The organism is Sinorhizobium glycinis, from assembly GCF_001651865.1.
GTDB lineage: Bacteria > Pseudomonadota > Alphaproteobacteria > Rhizobiales > Rhizobiaceae > Sinorhizobium > Sinorhizobium glycinis.
The window spans coordinates 32,236-50,512 of record NZ_LPUX01000050.1; the positions used below are offsets into that span (position 1 = coordinate 32,236).

At 62.3% G+C, this 18,277-nt stretch carries 13 protein-coding genes; 8 read left to right on the plus strand and 5 right to left on the minus strand.

What is annotated here, in order from left to right:
* Window positions 1-145: 145 nt before the first annotated feature.
* The 5 genes from AU381_RS02795 to AU381_RS02815 all read left to right on the plus strand — a co-directional run bounded on the left by AU381_RS02795 (window position 146) and on the right by AU381_RS02815 (window position 6,529).
* Window positions 146-1,792: a Na/Pi cotransporter family protein gene (locus AU381_RS02795; protein ID WP_064240303.1), complete on the plus strand. Its 1,647-nt coding sequence runs from the start codon at window positions 146-148 to the stop codon at window positions 1,790-1,792.
* Between the two features lie 186 nt (window positions 1,793-1,978).
* The gene (gene glmU / locus AU381_RS02800) at window positions 1,979-3,349 is read left to right on the plus strand and encodes a bifunctional UDP-N-acetylglucosamine diphosphorylase/glucosamine-1-phosphate N-acetyltransferase GlmU (RefSeq protein ID WP_064240304.1); all 1,371 of its coding nucleotides are present in this window, start codon (window positions 1,979-1,981) and stop codon (window positions 3,347-3,349) included.
* Window positions 3,350-3,496: 147 nt separating this feature from the next.
* Window positions 3,497-5,323, plus strand: a complete 1,827-nt coding sequence (gene glmS / locus AU381_RS02805) for a glutamine--fructose-6-phosphate transaminase (isomerizing) (RefSeq protein ID WP_064240305.1) — start codon at window positions 3,497-3,499, stop codon at window positions 5,321-5,323.
* Window positions 5,320-5,817: a GNAT family N-acetyltransferase gene (locus AU381_RS02810; protein WP_064240306.1), complete on the plus strand. Its 498-nt coding sequence runs from the start codon at window positions 5,320-5,322 to the stop codon at window positions 5,815-5,817. Before glmS ends, AU381_RS02810 begins: the two co-directional genes overlap by 4 nt.
* Before the next feature lie 19 nt (window positions 5,818-5,836).
* Window positions 5,837-6,529, plus strand: a complete 693-nt coding sequence (locus AU381_RS02815) for a DUF502 domain-containing protein (protein WP_064240307.1) — start codon at window positions 5,837-5,839, stop codon at window positions 6,527-6,529.
* An 18-nt stretch (window positions 6,530-6,547) separates the two neighbouring features.
* Here the strand turns inward: AU381_RS02815 and recG are convergent, their stop codons facing one another.
* A complete protein-coding gene (recG, locus tag AU381_RS02820; RefSeq protein ID WP_064240308.1) occupies window positions 6,548-8,653 on the minus strand; it encodes an ATP-dependent DNA helicase RecG in 2,106 nt (701 codons plus the stop codon).
* 117 nt (window positions 8,654-8,770) lie between these two features.
* Here recG and AU381_RS02825 point away from each other — a divergent pair, with 117 nt between their 5' ends.
* Together AU381_RS02825 and mfd are read left to right on the plus strand one after the other, a co-directional pair.
* Entirely contained in the window at window positions 8,771-9,076 is a 306-nt protein-coding gene (locus tag AU381_RS02825; RefSeq protein WP_064240309.1) for an FAD assembly factor SdhE, read from the plus strand.
* Window positions 9,073-12,597 (plus strand): transcription-repair coupling factor, encoded by a 3,525-nt coding sequence (mfd, locus tag AU381_RS02830; protein WP_244520015.1) that lies wholly within the window; start codon window positions 9,073-9,075, stop codon window positions 12,595-12,597. Before AU381_RS02825 ends, mfd begins: the two co-directional genes overlap by 4 nt.
* Window positions 12,598-12,642: 45 nt before the next feature.
* Here the strand turns inward: mfd and AU381_RS02835 are convergent, their stop codons facing one another.
* On the minus strand, window positions 12,643-13,308 hold the full coding sequence (locus AU381_RS02835) for a DsbA family oxidoreductase (protein WP_064240310.1): 666 nt from the start codon (window positions 13,306-13,308) through the stop codon (window positions 12,643-12,645).
* 88 nt (window positions 13,309-13,396) lie between these two features.
* A complete protein-coding gene (locus AU381_RS02840; protein ID WP_064240611.1) occupies window positions 13,397-15,184 on the minus strand; it encodes an extracellular solute-binding protein in 1,788 nt (595 codons plus the stop codon).
* A gap of 362 nt (window positions 15,185-15,546) precedes the next feature.
* Between AU381_RS02840 and AU381_RS02845 the strand changes: the two genes are divergently transcribed.
* Window positions 15,547-16,170: an invasion associated locus B family protein gene (locus AU381_RS02845; RefSeq protein ID WP_064240311.1), complete on the plus strand. Its 624-nt coding sequence runs from the start codon at window positions 15,547-15,549 to the stop codon at window positions 16,168-16,170.
* 160 nt (window positions 16,171-16,330) lie between these two features.
* Here AU381_RS02845 and hspQ read toward each other — a convergent pair whose 3' ends face one another.
* A complete protein-coding gene (hspQ, locus tag AU381_RS02850) occupies window positions 16,331-16,660 on the minus strand; it encodes a heat shock protein HspQ (protein WP_064240312.1) in 330 nt (109 codons plus the stop codon).
* A 183-nt stretch (window positions 16,661-16,843) separates the two neighbouring features.
* Window positions 16,844-18,253 carry a type I glutamate--ammonia ligase gene (gene glnA / locus AU381_RS02855; RefSeq protein ID WP_037383628.1) on the minus strand — a complete coding sequence of 470 codons (1,410 nt, stop codon included), beginning with the start codon at window positions 18,251-18,253 and terminating at the stop codon, window positions 16,844-16,846.
* Window positions 18,254-18,277: the final 24 nt, after the last annotated feature.

An 18,277-nucleotide genomic window follows, 5' to 3' on the forward strand; every position in this document is an offset into this window, starting at 1 on the left:
CGGATGTCGGTTTCGTTAGCCGGCGATTAAAATCGATCTGCAAAATTATCGGCTTCGCACTGATCTCCCTGTGGCCAACGTGAGGGATTCGTGTCTTCGATACTGATAGAATGAAGCCTTGCGGCCATTGCGGAAACCCGATGCCATGCAATCCACTATCGTAATGGTCAATCTCTTCGGTGCCGTCGCACTGCTCCTGTTCGGTCTCTCGCTGGTGAAGGAGGGGGTGACGCGCGCCTTCGGCTCGAGGTTGCGCGCCGGCCTGGCGCGGGGGACGAGCGGCTCGCTGCGCGCATTCGCGACGGGCCTCGTTGCCACGCTGGCGCTGCAGAGTTCCACGGCCACGGCCCTGATGACGGCATCCTTCGTGGAGAAGGGTCTTGTACGGTCTAGAATGGCGCAGATCGTGCTGCTCGGTGCCAACATAGGCACGGCCATGACGGCCTGGATCGTTGCAATCGGCATCGCGTGGCTGGCGCCGTTGTTCATTCTCGCCGGTGTCATGATGCACCGAATGAGCCAGTCGAGTGCGCGCCAAGGCGGTGGCTTTGCCCTGGTCGGCATCGGCCTGATGCTTCTGTCGCTCGAACTGCTCGGAACCGCGACGCAGCCAATGCGCGAGTCCGAGGCTTTGGCGGCCTTTCTGGGTATGCTCGACGACGCCTGGCCGGTCGCCATGCTCATTTCGGCTGGTCTCGCTTTCGCCTCGTCTTCGAGCCTCGCCATCGTCATGCTGGTCCTGTCGTTGTCATCCGCCGGCGTGCTCTCGACCGGACTGACAGTCGCCCTCGTGCTCGGCGCAAATCTGGGCGGTGCGATCCCGCCGGTGATCGCCACGCTGGCCGCGGCGCCCGGCGCCCGCCGTGTGACGATCGGCAATCTGGTCGTGCGCGGCATCGGATGCCTGGTCGCGCTTCCGCTGGCTGGCATCAACGCGGACATGCTGCAAAGCCTGCCGCTGCCGCGACAGAACCTACCGGTCGATGTCCATCTTTTCTTCAACTTGGTCGTCGCGCTGATCGCCTGGCCTTTCGCGGGCCTGCTGTCGCGGATGATGAGCCGCCTGGTTCCGGACGAAGAGGTGAGCGAGACCGGCCCGCGCTATCTTGATGACGCGGCGCTCGATACACCCGTCATGGCGCTTTCCGGTGCGACACGGGAGGTGCTGAGGGTAGGAGACCTCATCGAGGCGATGCTCATCCGCGCATCGGCCGCCTTCAACAAGAATGACCTGAGCGAACTCAGCGACATCGGAAAGATGGAGAGACAGGTCGACCTTCTGCAGCAGGAAGTGAAGATCTTCCTGTCGAGGCTGGGTCGGCACGGGCTGAACGAGGAGGATGGGCGTCGCTCGATCGTGATCATCGACTATGCGATCAATCTTGAGCACATGGGCGACATCATCGAAAAGGGCCTTTGCGAGCAGATCCGCAAGAAGGTTTCCAACGGTCTGGAGTTTTCTGCCGACGGCTATCAGGAACTGAAGAACCTCTTCGATCTGACCCTCGACAACTTGCGTATCGCTCAGACGATTTTCGTCTCGCGCAATGCGGACCTCGCCCGTCACCTCATCGAGGTCAAAGTCGATGTGCGCCATATGGAAAAACGTTCCGCGGAACGGCATTTGGAGCGTCTTCGCGACGGCCTGCTTGAAAGCCTGCAGACGAGCTCACTGCATCTCGACATGCTGCGAGACCTGAAGCGCGTCAACGCTCACATCGCTTCTGTCGCTTATCCAATCGTCGAAGAGAGCGGCCTATTGACGGAGAGCAGGTTACGGCCGCAGGCATGAGGTCGACGCTTCCCGACGTCCGGTTGATGGTACATTCCGAATAGAGGGATCGCCATCGCCCTTTAAACGGGTTAACGCGAGGTGATTGTGCGATATATGCATTTCGCAATATTTAGCTGACGGCACGCGTCGAATCGGGCGACCGGCAGGCGTAGGATACCCGAAGAATACCAAGGAGATCAGAGTATGGAACGGACTTGCCTGGCGATCATCCTGGCGGCGGGTGAAAGCACGCGGATGAAATCGGCCATGTCGAAGGTGCTGCATCCGGTGGCAGGTCGGCCGATGATTGCCCATGTCGTCGGCGCCCTGGCAAGTGCGTCCATTTCCGACGTCGCCCTCGTCGTCGGTCGTGACGCCGAGGCCGTTTCGGCGGCCGCGAGCACGGCTACGGCAAAAGTTTCCTCCTTCCTGCAAAAGGAACGGCTGGGGACGGCGCACGCCGTCCTTGCGGCGCGTGAGGCGATCGAAAAGGGCTATGACGACGTTCTGGTCGTCTTCGGCGATACGCCGCTCATCACCGCCGCGCCGCTCAAGGCGGCGCGCGACCGGTTGGCCGAAGGCAATGACGTGGTCGTCATCGGCTTCGAGACGGCTGATCCGACCGGCTACGGCCGCCTGATCGTCGAAGACGGGGAACTGCTTGCGATCCGGGAACACAAGGATGCCTCCGACGAGGAGCGCCGCATCACCTATTGCAACGGTGGCCTGATGGCGATCAACGGCAGCAAGGCGCTCGACCTCCTCGGACGCATTGGCAATGCCAATGCCAAGGGCGAATATTACCTGACCGACCTCGTCGAGATCGTCCGCTCTATCGGCGGCCGGGCGATCACCGTCGAGGCGCCGGAAGAGGAACTCACCGGTTGCAATACGCGGGCCGAACTCGCCTATATCGAACGGCTCTGGCAGCAACGCCGCCGCCAGGAGCTGATGCTCGCCGGCGTCTCGATGATCGCGCCGGAGACGGTCTTCCTCGCCTGGGACACCGAGCTTGCACAGGATGTCCTGGTCGAGCCGAACGTGGTCTTCGGCCCCGGGGTGCGGGTCGAGAGCGGCGCCGTCATCCATGCTTTCTCGCACGTCGAAGGCGCCCATGTCCGTGCGGGCGCGACGGTCGGCCCCTTCGCCCGTCTTCGTCCGGGCGCCGATCTCGGTCCCAAGTCGAAGGTCGGCAACTTCTGCGAGGTGAAGAAGGCGGAAATCGGCGCGGGTGCCAAGGTGAACCACCTGACATATATCGGCGATGCTTATGTCGGTGCCGGATCGAACATCGGCGCCGGCACCATCACATGCAACTATGATGGCGTGAACAAGCACGTCACGCGAATCGGCGAAAATACCTTCATCGGCTCGAACTCGTCGCTCGTCGCTCCCGTGGCGATCGGCGACGGGGCGCTCGTCGCCTCCGGCAGCGTGATTACCGAGGACGTGCCGGCCGATGCAGTTGCTTTCGGCCGGGCCAGGCAGGAGATCAAGCCTGGCCGGTCGCCGATACTGCGGGCGCGCTACGAGGCGGAAAGAGCGGCCAGAAAGAAGGTCAAAGTTACCGAATAGTCTCGTTAATCATTGAAACTGAAAGTGAAATCGAACCAGATTGCTTCGCGCGATAATTTCGCTACCAAGGCTGCGACATTGGCGGCGGCGTCGCTGCATTTGAGCTGACACGCCGCAACTGGCGTGCGAGGGAACGCGGAGAGTAATATGTGCGGGATTGTGGGTATCGTCGGACATCAGCCGGTCTCGGAGCGGCTGGTCGATGCGCTGAAACGCCTGGAGTACCGGGGCTACGATTCGGCCGGCGTTGCGACAATCGATGGTGGAGCGCTGGATCGCCGGCGCGCCGAGGGAAAGCTCGTCAATCTCGAGGCGAGGCTGAAAGAAGAGCCGCTCGCCGGTAGCATCGGCATCGCCCATACGCGCTGGGCAACCCATGGGGCACCGACCGAACGCAATGCCCATCCGCACTTCACCGACGGCGTCGCCGTCGTTCACAACGGCATCATCGAGAATTTTGCCGAGCTGAAGGACGAACTGTCCGAGGCCGGGGCCGAATTCCAGACGGAGACCGATACGGAAGTCGTCGCGCAACTGCTGGCAAAGTTTCGCCGGGACGGTTTGGGGCGGCGCGAGGCGATGCATGCGATGCTGAAGCGGGTAAGGGGCGCCTATGCCCTTGCCGTGCTTTTCGAAGACGATCCGTCGGCGATCATGGCGGCCCGCAATGGCCCGCCGCTGGCGGTCGGCCATGGCAATGGCGAGATGTTCCTGGGCTCCGATGCCATCGCGCTCGCCCCCTTCACCAATGAAATCACCTATCTGATCGACGGCGACTGGGCGGTGATCGGCAAGACCGGCGTCCATATCTTCGACATGGACGGCCAAGTCGTCACTCGCCCGCGCCAGATATCCACGGCTGCGGCCTATATGGTCGACAAGGGAAACCATCGCCATTTCATGGAGAAGGAAATTTACGAGCAGCCGGAGGTCATCTCCCACGCGCTCAGTCATTATATCAACTTCATCGACCATCGGGCGCTGACGGTTTCGGATGGTATCGACTTCGCCAAGGTGCCTAGCCTTGCTATCTCAGCTTGCGGCACCGCTTATCTTGCCGGGCTGATCGGCAAATACTGGTTCGAGCGCTATGCCCGCCTGCCGGTCGAAATCGATGTCGCTTCCGAATTCCGCTACCGCGAAATCCCGCTCTCGCCGCAGTCCGCCGCCCTGTTCATCTCGCAATCGGGCGAGACCGCCGATACGCTTGCCTCTCTGCGTTACTGCAAGGACCACGGCCTGAAGATCGGCGCCGTCGTCAACACGCGCGAGTCGACGATTGCGCGGGAGTCCGACGCCGTCTTCCCGATCCTCGCCGGGCCGGAGATTGGCGTCGCGTCGACCAAGGCCTTTACCTGCCAGCTTGCGGTCCTGGCTGCGCTCGCGGTCAGTGCGGGCAGGGCACGCGGTACCGTCAGCGAGCAGGAAGAAGCGGCGCTGGTGAAAAGCCTCGCCGAGATGCCGCGCCTCATGGGACAGGTGCTCAACAGCATCCAGCCGAAGATCGAATTCCTGTCGCGCGAATTGTCGAAGTGCCGCGACGTGCTCTATCTCGGCCGTGGCACGAGCTTCCCGCTCGCCATGGAAGGCGCTTTGAAACTCAAGGAGATTTCCTACATCCACGCGGAAGGCTATGCGGCCGGCGAACTGAAACACGGTCCGATCGCGCTGATCGACGAGAACATGCCGGTCATCGTGATTGCGCCGCATGACCGCTTCTTCGACAAGACCGTGTCTAACATGCAGGAGGTCGCTGCCCGTGGCGGACGGATCATCCTGATCACCGACGAGAGGGGCGCCGCCGCGTCGAAACTCGACACCATGCACACGATCGTGCTGCCGAATGTCGACGAGATTATCGCGCCGATGATCTTCGCATTGCCGGTGCAGCTGCTCGCCTATCATACGGCAGTCTTCATGGGCACCGATGTCGATCAGCCGCGCAACCTCGCCAAATCGGTCACGGTCGAATGATCATCCGGCCGGAAACGGAGGGGGACAGGGAGACGATCCGGCAGATTACGGAGGCGGCTTTCGCCGGTCAGCCCTACAGCGATCAGACCGAGGTACGCATCATCGAACGCCTGCGCGCCGAGGGCGCCTTGACGCTGTCGCTCGTCGCCGTGGAAGACGCTGAGGTGATCGGCCACATCGCCTTTTCGCCCGTGACGATCACGCCGGTTGCGGCCGGTTGGTACGGGCTCGGTCCCGTATCCGTGCGGCCGGATCGGCAAGGGCGTGGCACGGGTAGTTCGCTCGTCCGACAAGGACTTGATAGGCTGCGGAATATAGGCGCGTCCGGCTGCGTTTTGGCCGGCAATCCTGCCTTCTATCGAAGATTCGGTTTCCGCAACGATCCCGCTCTTGTCTTTGCCGGTTGTGCGCCGCAATATTTCATGGTTCTGCCCTTGTCGAGAACGCTGGTTTCCGGCACGGTCAGCTATCATCCGGCCTTCGGGCCGGTTTGACGGGATCGATGGCAACAGCATGACGGACGGCTCCAAAAGCGGCATGATCGCAGCCCGGCTGCGCAACTACTTTCTCACGGGCCTGATTATCTGCGCGCCCGTGGCCATCACGGTTTGGCTGGTTCGCTCTTTCATCGAATGGGCGGATAGCTGGGTGAAGCCCTATCTGCCGAGCTTCTACAATCCGGACAACTACCTGCCTGTGGCGATTCCGGGCTTCGGCCTTCTCGTCGCCATCGTCGTGATTACCCTGGTTGGCTTCCTGACCGCGAACCTCGTTGGGCGCTCGATCATCAATTTCGGCGAGTCGCTGTTCAATCGCACACCGCTCGTCCGGACGATCTACAAGTCACTGAAGCAGATCTTCCAGACGGTGCTGCAGGAACAATCCTCGTCCTTCAAGAAGGCCGGGCTGATCGAATATCCAAGTCCGGGGCTGTGGTCGCTGGTCTTTATCGCGACGGACGCGAAGGGCGAGATCGCCGCCAAGTTCGACGAACGCGGCATGGATATGGTGGCCGTGTTCCTGCCGCCGACGCCGCTGCCGACCGCCGGGTTCCTGCTGTTCGTGCCGCGCGACAAGATCGTTCCGCTGCAGATGAGCGCCGAGGATGCGGCCAAGCTGTTGATTTCCGGCGGCCTTGTGACGCCGGATCACAAGCCGCTCGCCAATGCACCGCCCCGCACGATCACGCAGCAGAAGACCGCATGACGCTCCATCGCCCAAGTATTATCCGGCGCGCAGGAAGCGTATCGCTTCGTCGCGCCGGTGGAGATAGAGCAGCGTCCTTAGAGCCTGGCCACGCTCCGTCGCCAGTTCCGGATCGCGCTCGATCAGGTAGGCGGCGTCCTTCCGGGCAATCTCCAGAAGGTCCCCATGCGCCTCGAGGCTGGCGATGCGAAATCCGGGCGTGCCGGATTGCCGCGTGCCGAGCAGTTCGCCTTCACCGCGCAGCTTTAGATCCTCTTCGGCAATCACGAAGCCGTCTTCGGTCTGGCGCAGGATCGAAAGACGCGCCCGACCGGCCTCGCTCAGCGGCGCCTTGTAGAGCAGGATGCAGGTCGAAGCCTCTTGGCCGCGCCCGACCCGGCCGCGCAGCTGGTGCAGCTGCGCAAGCCCGAAGCGCTCGGCATGCTCGATCACCATGATGGTCGCGTCGGGAACGTCAACACCGACCTCCACCACCGTCGTCGCCACAAGCACGCGTAGTTCGCCGTTCTTGAAGGCGAGCATGACGGCGTCCTTTTCCGGCCCTGCCATGCGGCCATGAACGAGGCCGACGTCCTTGCCGAAACGTTGCACAAGGCCCTGGTACCGCTCGTCGGCGGACATGGTGTCGGTTTCTTCGGCTTCCTCGACCAGCGGGCAGATCCAGTAGGCCTTCTTGCCCTGGCGAAGTGCCGATTCGAGCCGCTCGATGATTTCGTCGGTGCGCTCGGTCGGGATGGTGACGGTCTGGATCGGCTTTCGCCCGGCGGGCTTCTCCGTCAGCTTGGAGACGTCCATGTCGCCGAACGCCGCCAAAACCAGCGTGCGCGGGATAGGCGTTGCCGTCATGACCAGCATGTGTGGGGAAATGCCCTTGGCGGTGAGCCGCAGCCGCTGGTGAACGCCGAAGCGATGCTGCTCGTCGACGACCGCGAGCACAAGTTGCCGGTAGTTGACCGCATCCTGGAAGAGGGCGTGCGTGCCGACGATCAACTGCGTCTCGCCGGAGGCGATGCGTTCAAGGATTGCGTCGCGCTCCTTGCCTTTCGTCCTGCCGGTCAGGACGTCGATCGTGACGCCGGCCGGCGCCGCCATTTTCGCAAGCGTCGCATGGTGCTGCCGTGCGAGGATCTCCGTGGGCGCCATCAGCACGGCCTGGCCGCCGGATTCGACGGCCGCAAGCATCGCCATCAGCGCAACGGCCGTCTTCCCGGAGCCGACATCGCCCTGCAGCAGGCGCAGCATGCGCTCGCTGCCGGCCATATCGGCAAGGATGTCGCCGACGGCGGCCGACTGGCTGGCCGTGAGGGAGAAGGGCAGGGCGGCGATGACCGGCCCGCTCAGATTGCCTGTTGGGTGTACCGGAGTTCCGGCAACCTTGCGTAAGCGCTGGCGCACCAAGGACAGCGACAGCTGTCCCGCGAGAAACTCATCATAGGCGAGCCGCCGGCGGGCCGGTGCCTGAGGAGTGATATCGGTTTCGTCGCGTGGCTCGTGAAGGCGATGAAAACACTCCTTCGCGCTCTCGAAGCCCTGTTGACGCAGCAAGGTCTCGTCTATCCACTCGGGTAGATCGGGAACACGCGCCACCGCCGCTTCGATTGATTTGCGCAGGGGCCGCGGCGAGAGGCCCGCGGTTAGCCCGTAGACGGGTTCCACGAGCGGCAGGCTTTCGGCTTCAGCCGCATGAACCATGTAGTCGGGATGCACCATCGAGGCGCGCCCGTTGAACCAGTCCACCTTGCCGCTGACGATAACCGTCTCATCGATCGGCAGGGCCTTTTCCAGCCAGTTGCCCTTGACCCGGAAGAAGGTAAGCGCCAACTCGCCCGTATCGTCGTGCAGGAAGACTCGATAGGGCACGTTCGGGCGGCCGCGCGGCGACGGCTGGTGCCGGTCCACGCGGCCGGTGATGGTGACGATCGACCCCTGCGGCGCATAGGCGATGCCGGGCTGCCGGCGCCGGTCGATGAGCGAATGGGGGGCGTGAAACAGAAGATCGAGCACGCGGCAGTCATCGATCGACTCGCGTCCGAGCAGGCGCGCGTAAAGTTCGCCCGTCCTGGGGCCGATGCCGGGCAGGCTATCGAGCGAAGAAAAGAGCGGGTCGAGCAGGGCAGGGCGCATGGCTATGAAATTGCGACGAGAAATCCGGCATTGGCAAGGCTGACAAGCCGCTTTCCAGCGTTTATAGAGCCCGTGAACACGTTCCGCCGTGGAGGCGGACGGCAGGAAGGACGTTCCATGACCGGCATTTCGCGCACGAGCGCCGATCTCGATCCGCGTCGGCGCAGGATCCTCTTCCGCGCCTGGCACCGCGGCATTCGTGAGATGGACCTGATTCTCGGGCAATTCGCGGAAGCGGAGCTCTCCACACTTTCCGAGGCTGAGCTGGACGAGCTTGAAACGATCATGCGCGAGGAAGACAACGACCTCGTTCGCTGGATCACCGGGGAACAGCCGCTGCCGGAGCATTACGCGACGGCGTTGTTTGCGCGCATAGCCGCCTACCGCCCGGATTTCGACCCGGTTCAGCACGAGGCGGAATGAGTTCGACGATGATCCCTGGTCTTGACTCAAAGAGAATTCTTGCTGCAACGCGGGAAGTGACGATCGGGCCGGTTCCTTCGGGTGCCGAAGCGCTGATCCTCGCCGACTTGGCGCGGTCTGGCGCACCGGTTGCCTATTTCCTTTCCGACGGCCAGCGGATCGGCGATCTCGAGCAGGTGCTCGGTTTCGTGGCGCCTGACATTCCGGTCCTGACCTTGCCGGGTTGGGACTGTCTGCCCTATGACCGCGTTTCCCCGAGCGCCGACACGTCGGCGCGAAGACTGGCCGCGCTGAGCGCCTTGCTCGCGCATCGGCACAAGCCGCACCCGGCCATCGTGCTGGTGACCGTCAATGCGGCCCTGCAGAAGATTTCGCCCCAGGACGTGATCGGGAGTCTCGCCTTCTCGGCGCGGCCGGGCAACCAGATACGCATGGATGATCTCGCCGCCCGGCTGGAGCAAAACGGTTTCGAGCGCGTGCCCACCGTGCGGGAAGTCGGCGAGTTTGCCGTGCGTGGCGGTATTCTCGATGTCTATGTACCGGGCAGCGGCGAGCCGCTCAGGCTTGATTTCTTCGGCGATACGCTGGAGACGATCCGCTCCTTCGACCCGGCAAGCCAGCGCACGACCGGGCAGGTGCGGTCCCTCGATCTCAATCCCATGAGCGAAGTGTCGCTGACTCCGGAGACGATCAGCCATTTCCGCAAGCAATATCTTTCGCTCTTCGGGGCGACGACACGCGACGACGCGCTTTATCAAGCCGTCTCCGAAGGGCGCCGCTATGCCGGCATGGAGCACTGGCTGCCACTGTTCTACGATCGGCTGGAAACGGTCTTCGACTATCTCGAAGGTTTCCGTATCGTCACGGATCATCTGGCACGCGAAGCGGCGGCGGAACGCGCGAAGCTCATTCTGGACTATTACGAGGCCCGCCACGCCTCCGCATCTCCCGGCAAATCACAGATATCCCAGGCCACGCCCTACAAGCCGGTGCCGCCGGAGCTGCTTTATCTGAGTGCGAAAGGTTTTGCCGCGGCGCTGACCGAGCGCAATGCCGTCCGCCTGTCACCGTTTTCCGAACATGAGGGCGAAGCCCGTCAGGTCGTGGCCCTCGAGGCTCGGCAGGGAGTCCGCTGGGCGAAGACTGCGGGCGAAGCCGAGAGTGAGAGCGACGGCGCGCGCGCCAATGTCTTCGACCTGGCTGTGAAACACATAGCCGAGCGGCGGGCGAAGGGCGCGAAGGTCGTCATTTCCGGCTGGACGGAGGGCTCGCTCGACCGCCTGCTTCAGGTGCTCGCCGAGCATGGCCTGGCGAATGTCCGCCCGGTAAAGGCTCTCGCCGATCTGCGCTTGCTGAAGCCGGGCGAGGCAGCTTCCGCGGTTCTAAGCCTCGAATCCGGCTTCGAGACCGGCGATCTCGTGGTCATCGGCGAGCAGGACATCCTCGGCGACCGCATGGTACGCCGTTCGAAGCGCCGCAAGCGCGGTGCCGATTTCATTGCCGAAGTGACCGGCCTCGACGAGGGCAGCTACGTCGTGCATGCCGAACACGGCATCGGCCGCTTCGTCGGCCTGCGCACGATCGAGGCCGCCGGCGCGCCGCATGATTGCCTGGAACTCGTCTATGCCGATGACGCGAAGCTGTTCCTGCCGGTGGAAAATATCGAGCTTCTGTCGCGCTACGGGTCGGAGGGAACCGATGCGATCCTCGACAAGCTCGGCGGTGTCGCCTGGCAGGCGCGCAAGGCCAAGCTCAAGAAGCGGCTGCTCGACATGGCGGGCGGGCTCATTCGCATCGCTGCCGAGCGGCACACGCGGCACGCGCCGGTCCTTGTCGCGCATGACGGCGTCTATGACGAATTCGCCGCGCGTTTCCCCTATGACGAGACCGAGGATCAATTGACCTCGATCGAGGCGGTCCGGGACGATCTCGGCGGCGGCAGGCCGATGGATCGCCTTGTCTGCGGCGACGTCGGCTTCGGCAAGACCGAGGTGGCGCTGCGTGCCGCCTTCATAGCGGCGATGAACGGCGTGCAGGTCGCCGTCGTCGTGCCGACGACCTTGCTGGCACGGCAGCATTTCAAGACCTTTTCGGACCGCTTCCGCGGGCTGCCTGTCCGTATCCAGCAAGCGTCCCGCCTCGTCGGCTCGAAGGACCTGGCGCTGACGAAGAAGGAAGTGGCGGACGGCAAGACGGACATCGTCGTCGGCACCCATGCGCTTCTCGGTTCCTCGATCAAGTTCGCCAATCTCGGTCTGCTGATCATCGACGAGGAGCAGCATTTCGGCGTCAAGCACAAGGAGCGCCTGAAGGAGTTGAAGACCGATGTCCATGTGCTGACGCTATCGGCGACGCCCATTCCGCGTACGCTGCAGCTGGCGCTCACCGGCGTTCGCGAATTGTCGCTGATCACCACGCCGCCGGTCGACCGCATGGCGGTGCGCACTTTCATCTCGCCTTTCGACGCATTGGTGATCCGCGAGACGCTGATGCGCGAGCACTATCGCGGTGGCCAGAGCTTCTATGTCTGCCCGCGGTTGAGCGACCTTTCCGAGATCCACGATTTTCTGAAATCCGACGTGCCGGAACTGAAGGTCGCAGTTGCGCACGGCCAGATGCCGGCAACCGAACTCGAAGACACCATGAACGCCTTCTACGAAGGTCGTTATGACGTGCTTCTGTCGACGACGATCGTCGAGTCGGGGCTCGACGTGCCGACTGCCAATACGCTGATCGTGCACCGCGCCGACATGTTCGGCCTCGCGCAGCTCTATCAGCTTCGCGGCCGGGTAGGGCGCTCGAAGGTGCGCGCTTTCGCGCTCTTCACGCTCCCGGTGAACAAGACGCTGACGGGTCCGGCGGAGCGGCGCCTCAAGGTGCTGCAGTCGCTCGACACGCTCGGCGCCGGCTTCCAGCTCGCCAGCCACGACCTCGACATTCGCGGCGCCGGCAACCTGCTCGGCGAGGAGCAGTCCGGCCACATCAAGGAGGTCGGTTTCGAGCTCTACCAGCAGATGCTGGAGGAGGCGGTCGCCGAGCTCAAGGGTGAAGAGGAAATCCACGAGTCGGGCTGGTCGCCGCAGATTTCGGTCGGCACGCCGGTGATGATTCCGGAAGACTATGTGCCCGATCTCAATCTGCGGCTCGGCCTCTACCGTCGCCTCGGCGAACTGACCGACCTCGAGGAGATCGACGGCTTCGGCGCCGAGCTGATCGACCGCTTCGGGCCGCTGCCGATCGAGGTCCAGCATCTTTTGAAGATCGTCTATATCAAGGCGCTGTGTCGCACGGCCAATGTCGAGAAACTCGATGCCGGACCGAAGGGTGTCGTCGTGCAGTTCCGCAACAGGGAGTTTCCGAACCCTGCCGCCCTTGTCGGCCATATCGCCAAGCAGGGGACGCTCGCCAAGATCAGGCCCGACCAGAGCATCTTCTTCCAGCGGGAACTCGCCACGCCGGACAAGCGCCTCTCCGGCGCGGCCATGGTGATGACCCAGCTTGCGACGCTCGCCAAAGCGTGAAACGGCGCTGGTGTGCCGGCGCCATCACCCTCTCGATTGAGCGGATCAGTGCGCCGGGCGGCCCGCCTTCATCTGCGCGATCTCGCGCAGCGCATTCGTCAGCACTTCGACCGATTGCGCTCCCATCACCGCATATTGCTGTTCGATGATGAAGCAGGGAACGCCGGTCACGCCGATCTCCCGGGCCATTTCGATTTCCTGCTTGACGGCGTCCTTGTCGGCATCGGAGGAAAAAAGTGCGGCGATGACGGGTCGGTCCAGGCCCGCCTGTTCGGCGATGTCGAGCAGAACGGCGTGATCGCCGACGTTTTTACCTTCTTCGAAATTCGCTTTGAAAAGCAGCCTTACGGTCTCGGCCTGGACAGCCGTGCCGCTGGTGGACGCCCAGCGGATGAGGCGATGGGCGTCGAGCGTGTTCGGGCTGATTTCCACGGCATCGAAATCAAAGGCGATGCCGGCCTCCCGCCCTAGGTCCTCGAGCATATGATGCGCCCGGTCGACGGCATCTTGACCGCCGAGCTTTGCCGCAAGGTGGCGTTTGTGATCGACGCCCTCCGGCGGCAGGTCGGGATTGAGTTGAAAGGGGCGCCACTGGATCGCCACATCAACCTCCCCGGCGACATTGGCGATTGCCTGGTCGAGCCGGCTCTTGCCGAGATAGCACCACGGGCAGACGACGTCCGAGACGATATCGATGTTGACGGTTTCCATGGCGGCGGCCTTTCCTGTTTCGCTAAAGCAGCGACATAGGCCGGCAGGCCACTTCTTTCAATGCGTTACCAAAAGGGAACCAGGGCACCTACTGTACACGCTCGTCCCACCAGGTCGGCAGTTGATAGCCATAGAGCGGTACCGAAGACGGCCGGCCGATATGCTTCCAACGGGCAATCCATTGGGCATCCAGGTGATAAAGCGGCACGACATAGGCGTTGTTGATCAGCAGCCGGTCGTGTGCGCGGACCGCGGCGGTGAAATCCTCGGGTGTGCGCGCTTGCAGGATGTTGTTGATCAGCTTGTCGACGTCCTTGTCGGCAACGCCAGCGAAGTTTTCGCTGCCCTGCCTGTCCCGCGCCTGGGAGCCCCAGCGGCCGACCTGCTCCACGCCGGGCGAGAGCGAGGACGGATAGGACTTGATAATCACGTCGTAGTCGAACGATTGGCTACGCAGCTGGTATTGCGAATCGTCGACCGTTCGGACCGTCGCCACGATGCCGAGCGGCGCGAGGAAGCGCTGGTAGGCGAGCGCGATCTTCTCCTGGCCGGCGTTCTGGCTCATGATCTCGAAGGCAAGCGGCGTGCCCTTGGCATCGACCATCTTCCCGTCCTTGATCGAATATCCGGCCTCGCGAAGCAGCGTCACCGCTTCGCGCAGCACGTTGCGGTCACGGCCGGAGCCGTCGGTGACCGGCAGGCGATAGGTTCCGTCGAGAATCGCTGGATTGATTTTCTCCCTCACGTCTCCCATCAGCCCGAGCTCACGATCGTCGGCGGCGACGCCCAGGAAGGAGAGCGACGAGTTCTGCCAGTAGCTCTGCGTCCGCGTATAGGCGCCGTCGAACAGGTTCTTGTTGACCCACTCGAAGTCGAAGACGAGCGCGAGGCCCTGCCGAAGCTTGATGTTGTTGAACATCGGCCGTCGGGTGTTGAAGACGAACCCCAGCATCCCGGAGGGGGTTTTCGGCTTGAAGCTCTCCTTGATGACGTCGCCTGAGCGAACGGCGGGGAAATCGTAGGCCCGGGCCCATTTGGTGGCGCTTCCTTCCGGATAGAGGTCGACCTCGCCCTTCTTGAAAGCTTCGAAAAGGGTGTTCTCCTGAAGGAAATACTCGACGGAGATCTCGTCGTAATTGTCGACGCCGATCTTCGACGGCAGGTCCTTGCCCCAATAGTCGGGGTTGCGGCGATAGACGATCCGCTCGCCCGGCTTCACCTCGGCGACGCGATAGGGGCCGGAACCGAGCGGCGGCTCGAGCGTCGTCCTGTCGAACGCCTCGACATTGATGGCGTGCTTCGGCAGCACCGGTGAAAGCGCCAGCAGCAGCGGGAACTCGCGGTCTGCGTCTTCCTTGAGAGTGAAGCGAACGCTGCGATCGCCGACCTTCTCCATCTTCGCGACTTTCGACAACCGGTTGCTGAAGGGCGCGCGTCCCTTGTCGCGCAGCAATTCGAAGGTGAAGATCACGTCCTCGACGGTCACGGGCTGGCCGTCGGCCCAGCGTGCCTTGGGATTGAGATTGAATTGAATGAACGTGCGGTCGTCGTCCCACTCGACCGAGTCCGCGAGCAGCCCGTACATGGTGAAGGGTTCGTCCTGAGAGCGCTGCATCAGCGATTCATAGACCAGGTTTCCGAAGGCCGGGTCCCACATTCCCCGCGCGGTCGTGCGCATGCTTTTCAGGATGAAGGGGTTGAGGCTGTCGAATGTGCCGACCACACCATAGGAGACCTTTCCGCCCTTCTTGACGTCCGGATTGACGTAGGGGAAGTGCTTGAAATCAGCCGGCAGGGCCGGCTCGCCGTGCATGGAGATGGCGTGCACCGGTGCGGCGGCGGCTTCATTGGCCGATATGCTGGCAGCCAGAAGCATGACCAGGCCGGAAAGAACTGCGCGCAACTTCACCTCCCGTAGGATTGGATGGTCCGATTCCCGGCACGTTACCAATGCGCAGGGATATTTCCAACAAGGCAGCGGCGGAGACGTGTGCGCGCGGCCGCCGTGCCGTCTACACAGATTTGCGGCGCCAGAAGCGCCGCGCAGCAAAAAACCGCCGTCGCCAAGTTGCAAAAAATATAAGGAAACACTGGATAAACGGCACGAGCCAATGTAACAGGTGTTTCCGGAATCGGGGCCATTCAAATGCCTCATTTGGCCAACAGGACAACGGCGGCTGACGATACTCACCCACGGAACAGCCGTTCCGTGGCCGGTTTTCAGGAGACGGAATCACAATGATCTTCAAGTCGAACTTCACCAAACGGGCGGGAATGGCAGCGCTGGCGCTCTCCGTAGCAGCAGCCGGCGCGCCGGGTATCGCCTCTGCGCAGCAGGGCAAGCCCCCGCAGGGTTGGTTCAAGGTTTGCACGAAGCAGGAAGACAACGACGTTTGTATCGTTCAGAACCTGCTCACCGCCAACAATGGTCAGCTTATCACCGCCGTCGGCCTCATCACCGTCTCCGGCAAGGTCAACCGGAAGGTCCTGCAGGTTTCCGTTCCCTCCGCGCGCATGATCCCGCCGGGTGTTCAGATGCAGATCGACGGCGCCAAGGGCGTCAAGCTCGACTACGCCATCTGCATGCCTGACAAGTGCGTTGCCGAGGCACCGCTCTCCGACGCGCTGATCGCCAACCTGAAGAAGGGCAATGAAGTCGTCTTCACGTCGGTCAATTTCCAGCGCGCGCCAAACCCGATCAAGATGACGCTGGAAGGCTTCACCGGTGTTTTCGACGGCGAGCCGATCGAGCAGTCGCAGCTCGAAGAACGTCAGCGCCTGCTGCAGGAAGAAATGCAGAAGAAGGCGGAAGACGCTCGCAAGAAGCTCGAAGAGGCGCAGAAGGCTGCCAAGCAGCAGTAACTGTTTCGCTTCTGAGAATGAAGAAGCGCCCGGTTGCCTGCCGGGCGTTTTTTTATGGGGTCTCGAGGGGGTAAGAAAAGGTGCGAAAGGTTGGCCGTCCGCACCTTGCGCATCGATGGGCCTGTCTGACTTCGGCTCGGTACCGCCTGACCACGATCGCCTAGTGGCGATAATTGGCCCTCGGCCTGTAATGCCCCACATCCGCCTTCTCGAAGAGGGCGTCTACCTGAGCGTGGCGGATCGGCTGGCCGCTTTCGTCGGAGACGAGGTTCTGTTCCGAGACATAGGCGACATATTCGCTTTCGTCGTTCTCGGCGAACAGATGGTAGAAGGGCTGGTCCTTGCTCGGCCGGATCTCCTGGGGAATGGAGTTCCACCATTCCTCGGTATTCGCATATTCCGGATCGACGTCGAAGATGACGCCTCGAAACGGAAAGAACCGGTGGCGAACGATCTGCCCGATCTCGAATTTCGCGTTTCTTTGTTTCATGACGCAACACATCCTTTCAGACCATATCTGGGTTGTCGCATGTGGAACATCAATAGGCGCGCAATCCTCCAGAATAAGCTTCTCTGCTGTCGCATTTGAGAAAAGGCGGGCTCCGATCGAAACCCGCCTTTCTCTCTCATCTCGATCGGACCAGCCGCATCTAAAGCGCCGATAGTCCCGTCATCAGACGGAATAGTACATGTCGTACTCGACCGGATGCGGGGTCATCTCGAAGCGCATGACTTCCTGCATCTTGAGCTCGATGAACGAGTCGATCTGGTCGTCGTCGAAGACGCCGCCGGCGGTCAGGAACTTGCGGTCCTTGTCGAGGCTTTCGAGGGCTTCGCGCAGGCTGCCGCAAACCGTCGGGATCTTCTTCAGTTCCTTCGGCGGCAGGTCGTAGAGGTCCTTGTCCATCGCCTTGCCGGGATGCAGCTTGTTCTTGATCCCGTCGAGGCCGGCCATCAGCATGGCGGCGAAGGCGAGGTAGGGGTTGGCGGCCGGATCCGGGAAGCGGACTTCGACGCGCTTTGCCTTCGGGTTGCTGCCGAACGGAATGCGGCAGGACGCCGAGCGGTTGCGGGCCGAATAGGCAAGCAGAACCGGCGCCTCGTAGCCCGGGACGAGACGCTTGTAGGAGTTCGTCGACGGGTTGGTGAAGGCGTTCAGCGCCTTGGCATGCTTGATGATGCCGCCGATGAAATAGAGGCAGGTCTCGGAGAGGCCGGCATATTCGTCACCGGCGAAGGTCGGCTTGCCGTCCTTCCAGATCGACAGGTGAACGTGCATGCCCGAGCCGTTGTCGCCGAAAACCGGCTTGGGCATGAAGGTTGCGGTCTTGCCATAGGCGTTGGCAACCTGGTGCACGACATATTTGTAGATCTGCATCTTGTCGGCGTTGCGGACGAGGGCGTCGAACTTGACGCCAAGCTCGTGCTGGGCGGCGGCCACCTCGTGGTGATGCTTCTCGACCGTGACGCCCATTTCGGCGAGCACCGTCAGCATTTCGGAGCGCATGTCCTGGCAGCTGTCGACCGGCGGAACCGGGAAATAGCCGCCCTTGATGCGCGGACGGTGACCGAGGTTGCCGGTCTCGTAGTCCGTGTCGTCGTTGGAAGGCAGTTCGGAGCTGTCGAGCTTGAAGCCGGTGTTGTACGGGTCGGCCTTGTACTTGACGTCGTCGAAGACGAAGAATTCGGCTTCCGGGCCGACGAAGACAGTGTCGCCGATGCCCGATGCCTTGAGATAGGCCTCGGCCTTCTTCGCCGTGCCGCGCGGGTCGCGGTTGTAGGCCTCGCCGGAAACCGGGTCGAGAATATCGCAAACAATGACCATGGTGGACTGCGCAAAAAACGGATCCATGTGGGCCGTTTCCGGATCAGGCATCAGCACCATGTCGGACTCGTTGATAGCCTTCCAGCCGGCGATCGAAGAACCGTCGAACATCACGCCGTCGGCGAACATGTCCTCGTCGACCACTGCAACGTCCATCGTCACGTGCTGCAGCTTGCCCTTGGGGTCGGTAAAGCGCAGGTCGACGAACTTGATGTCGTTATCCTTGATCTGCTTCAGAATTTCACTGGCAGTCGTCATTGTTTGCAATTCCCTGTGTGAGAT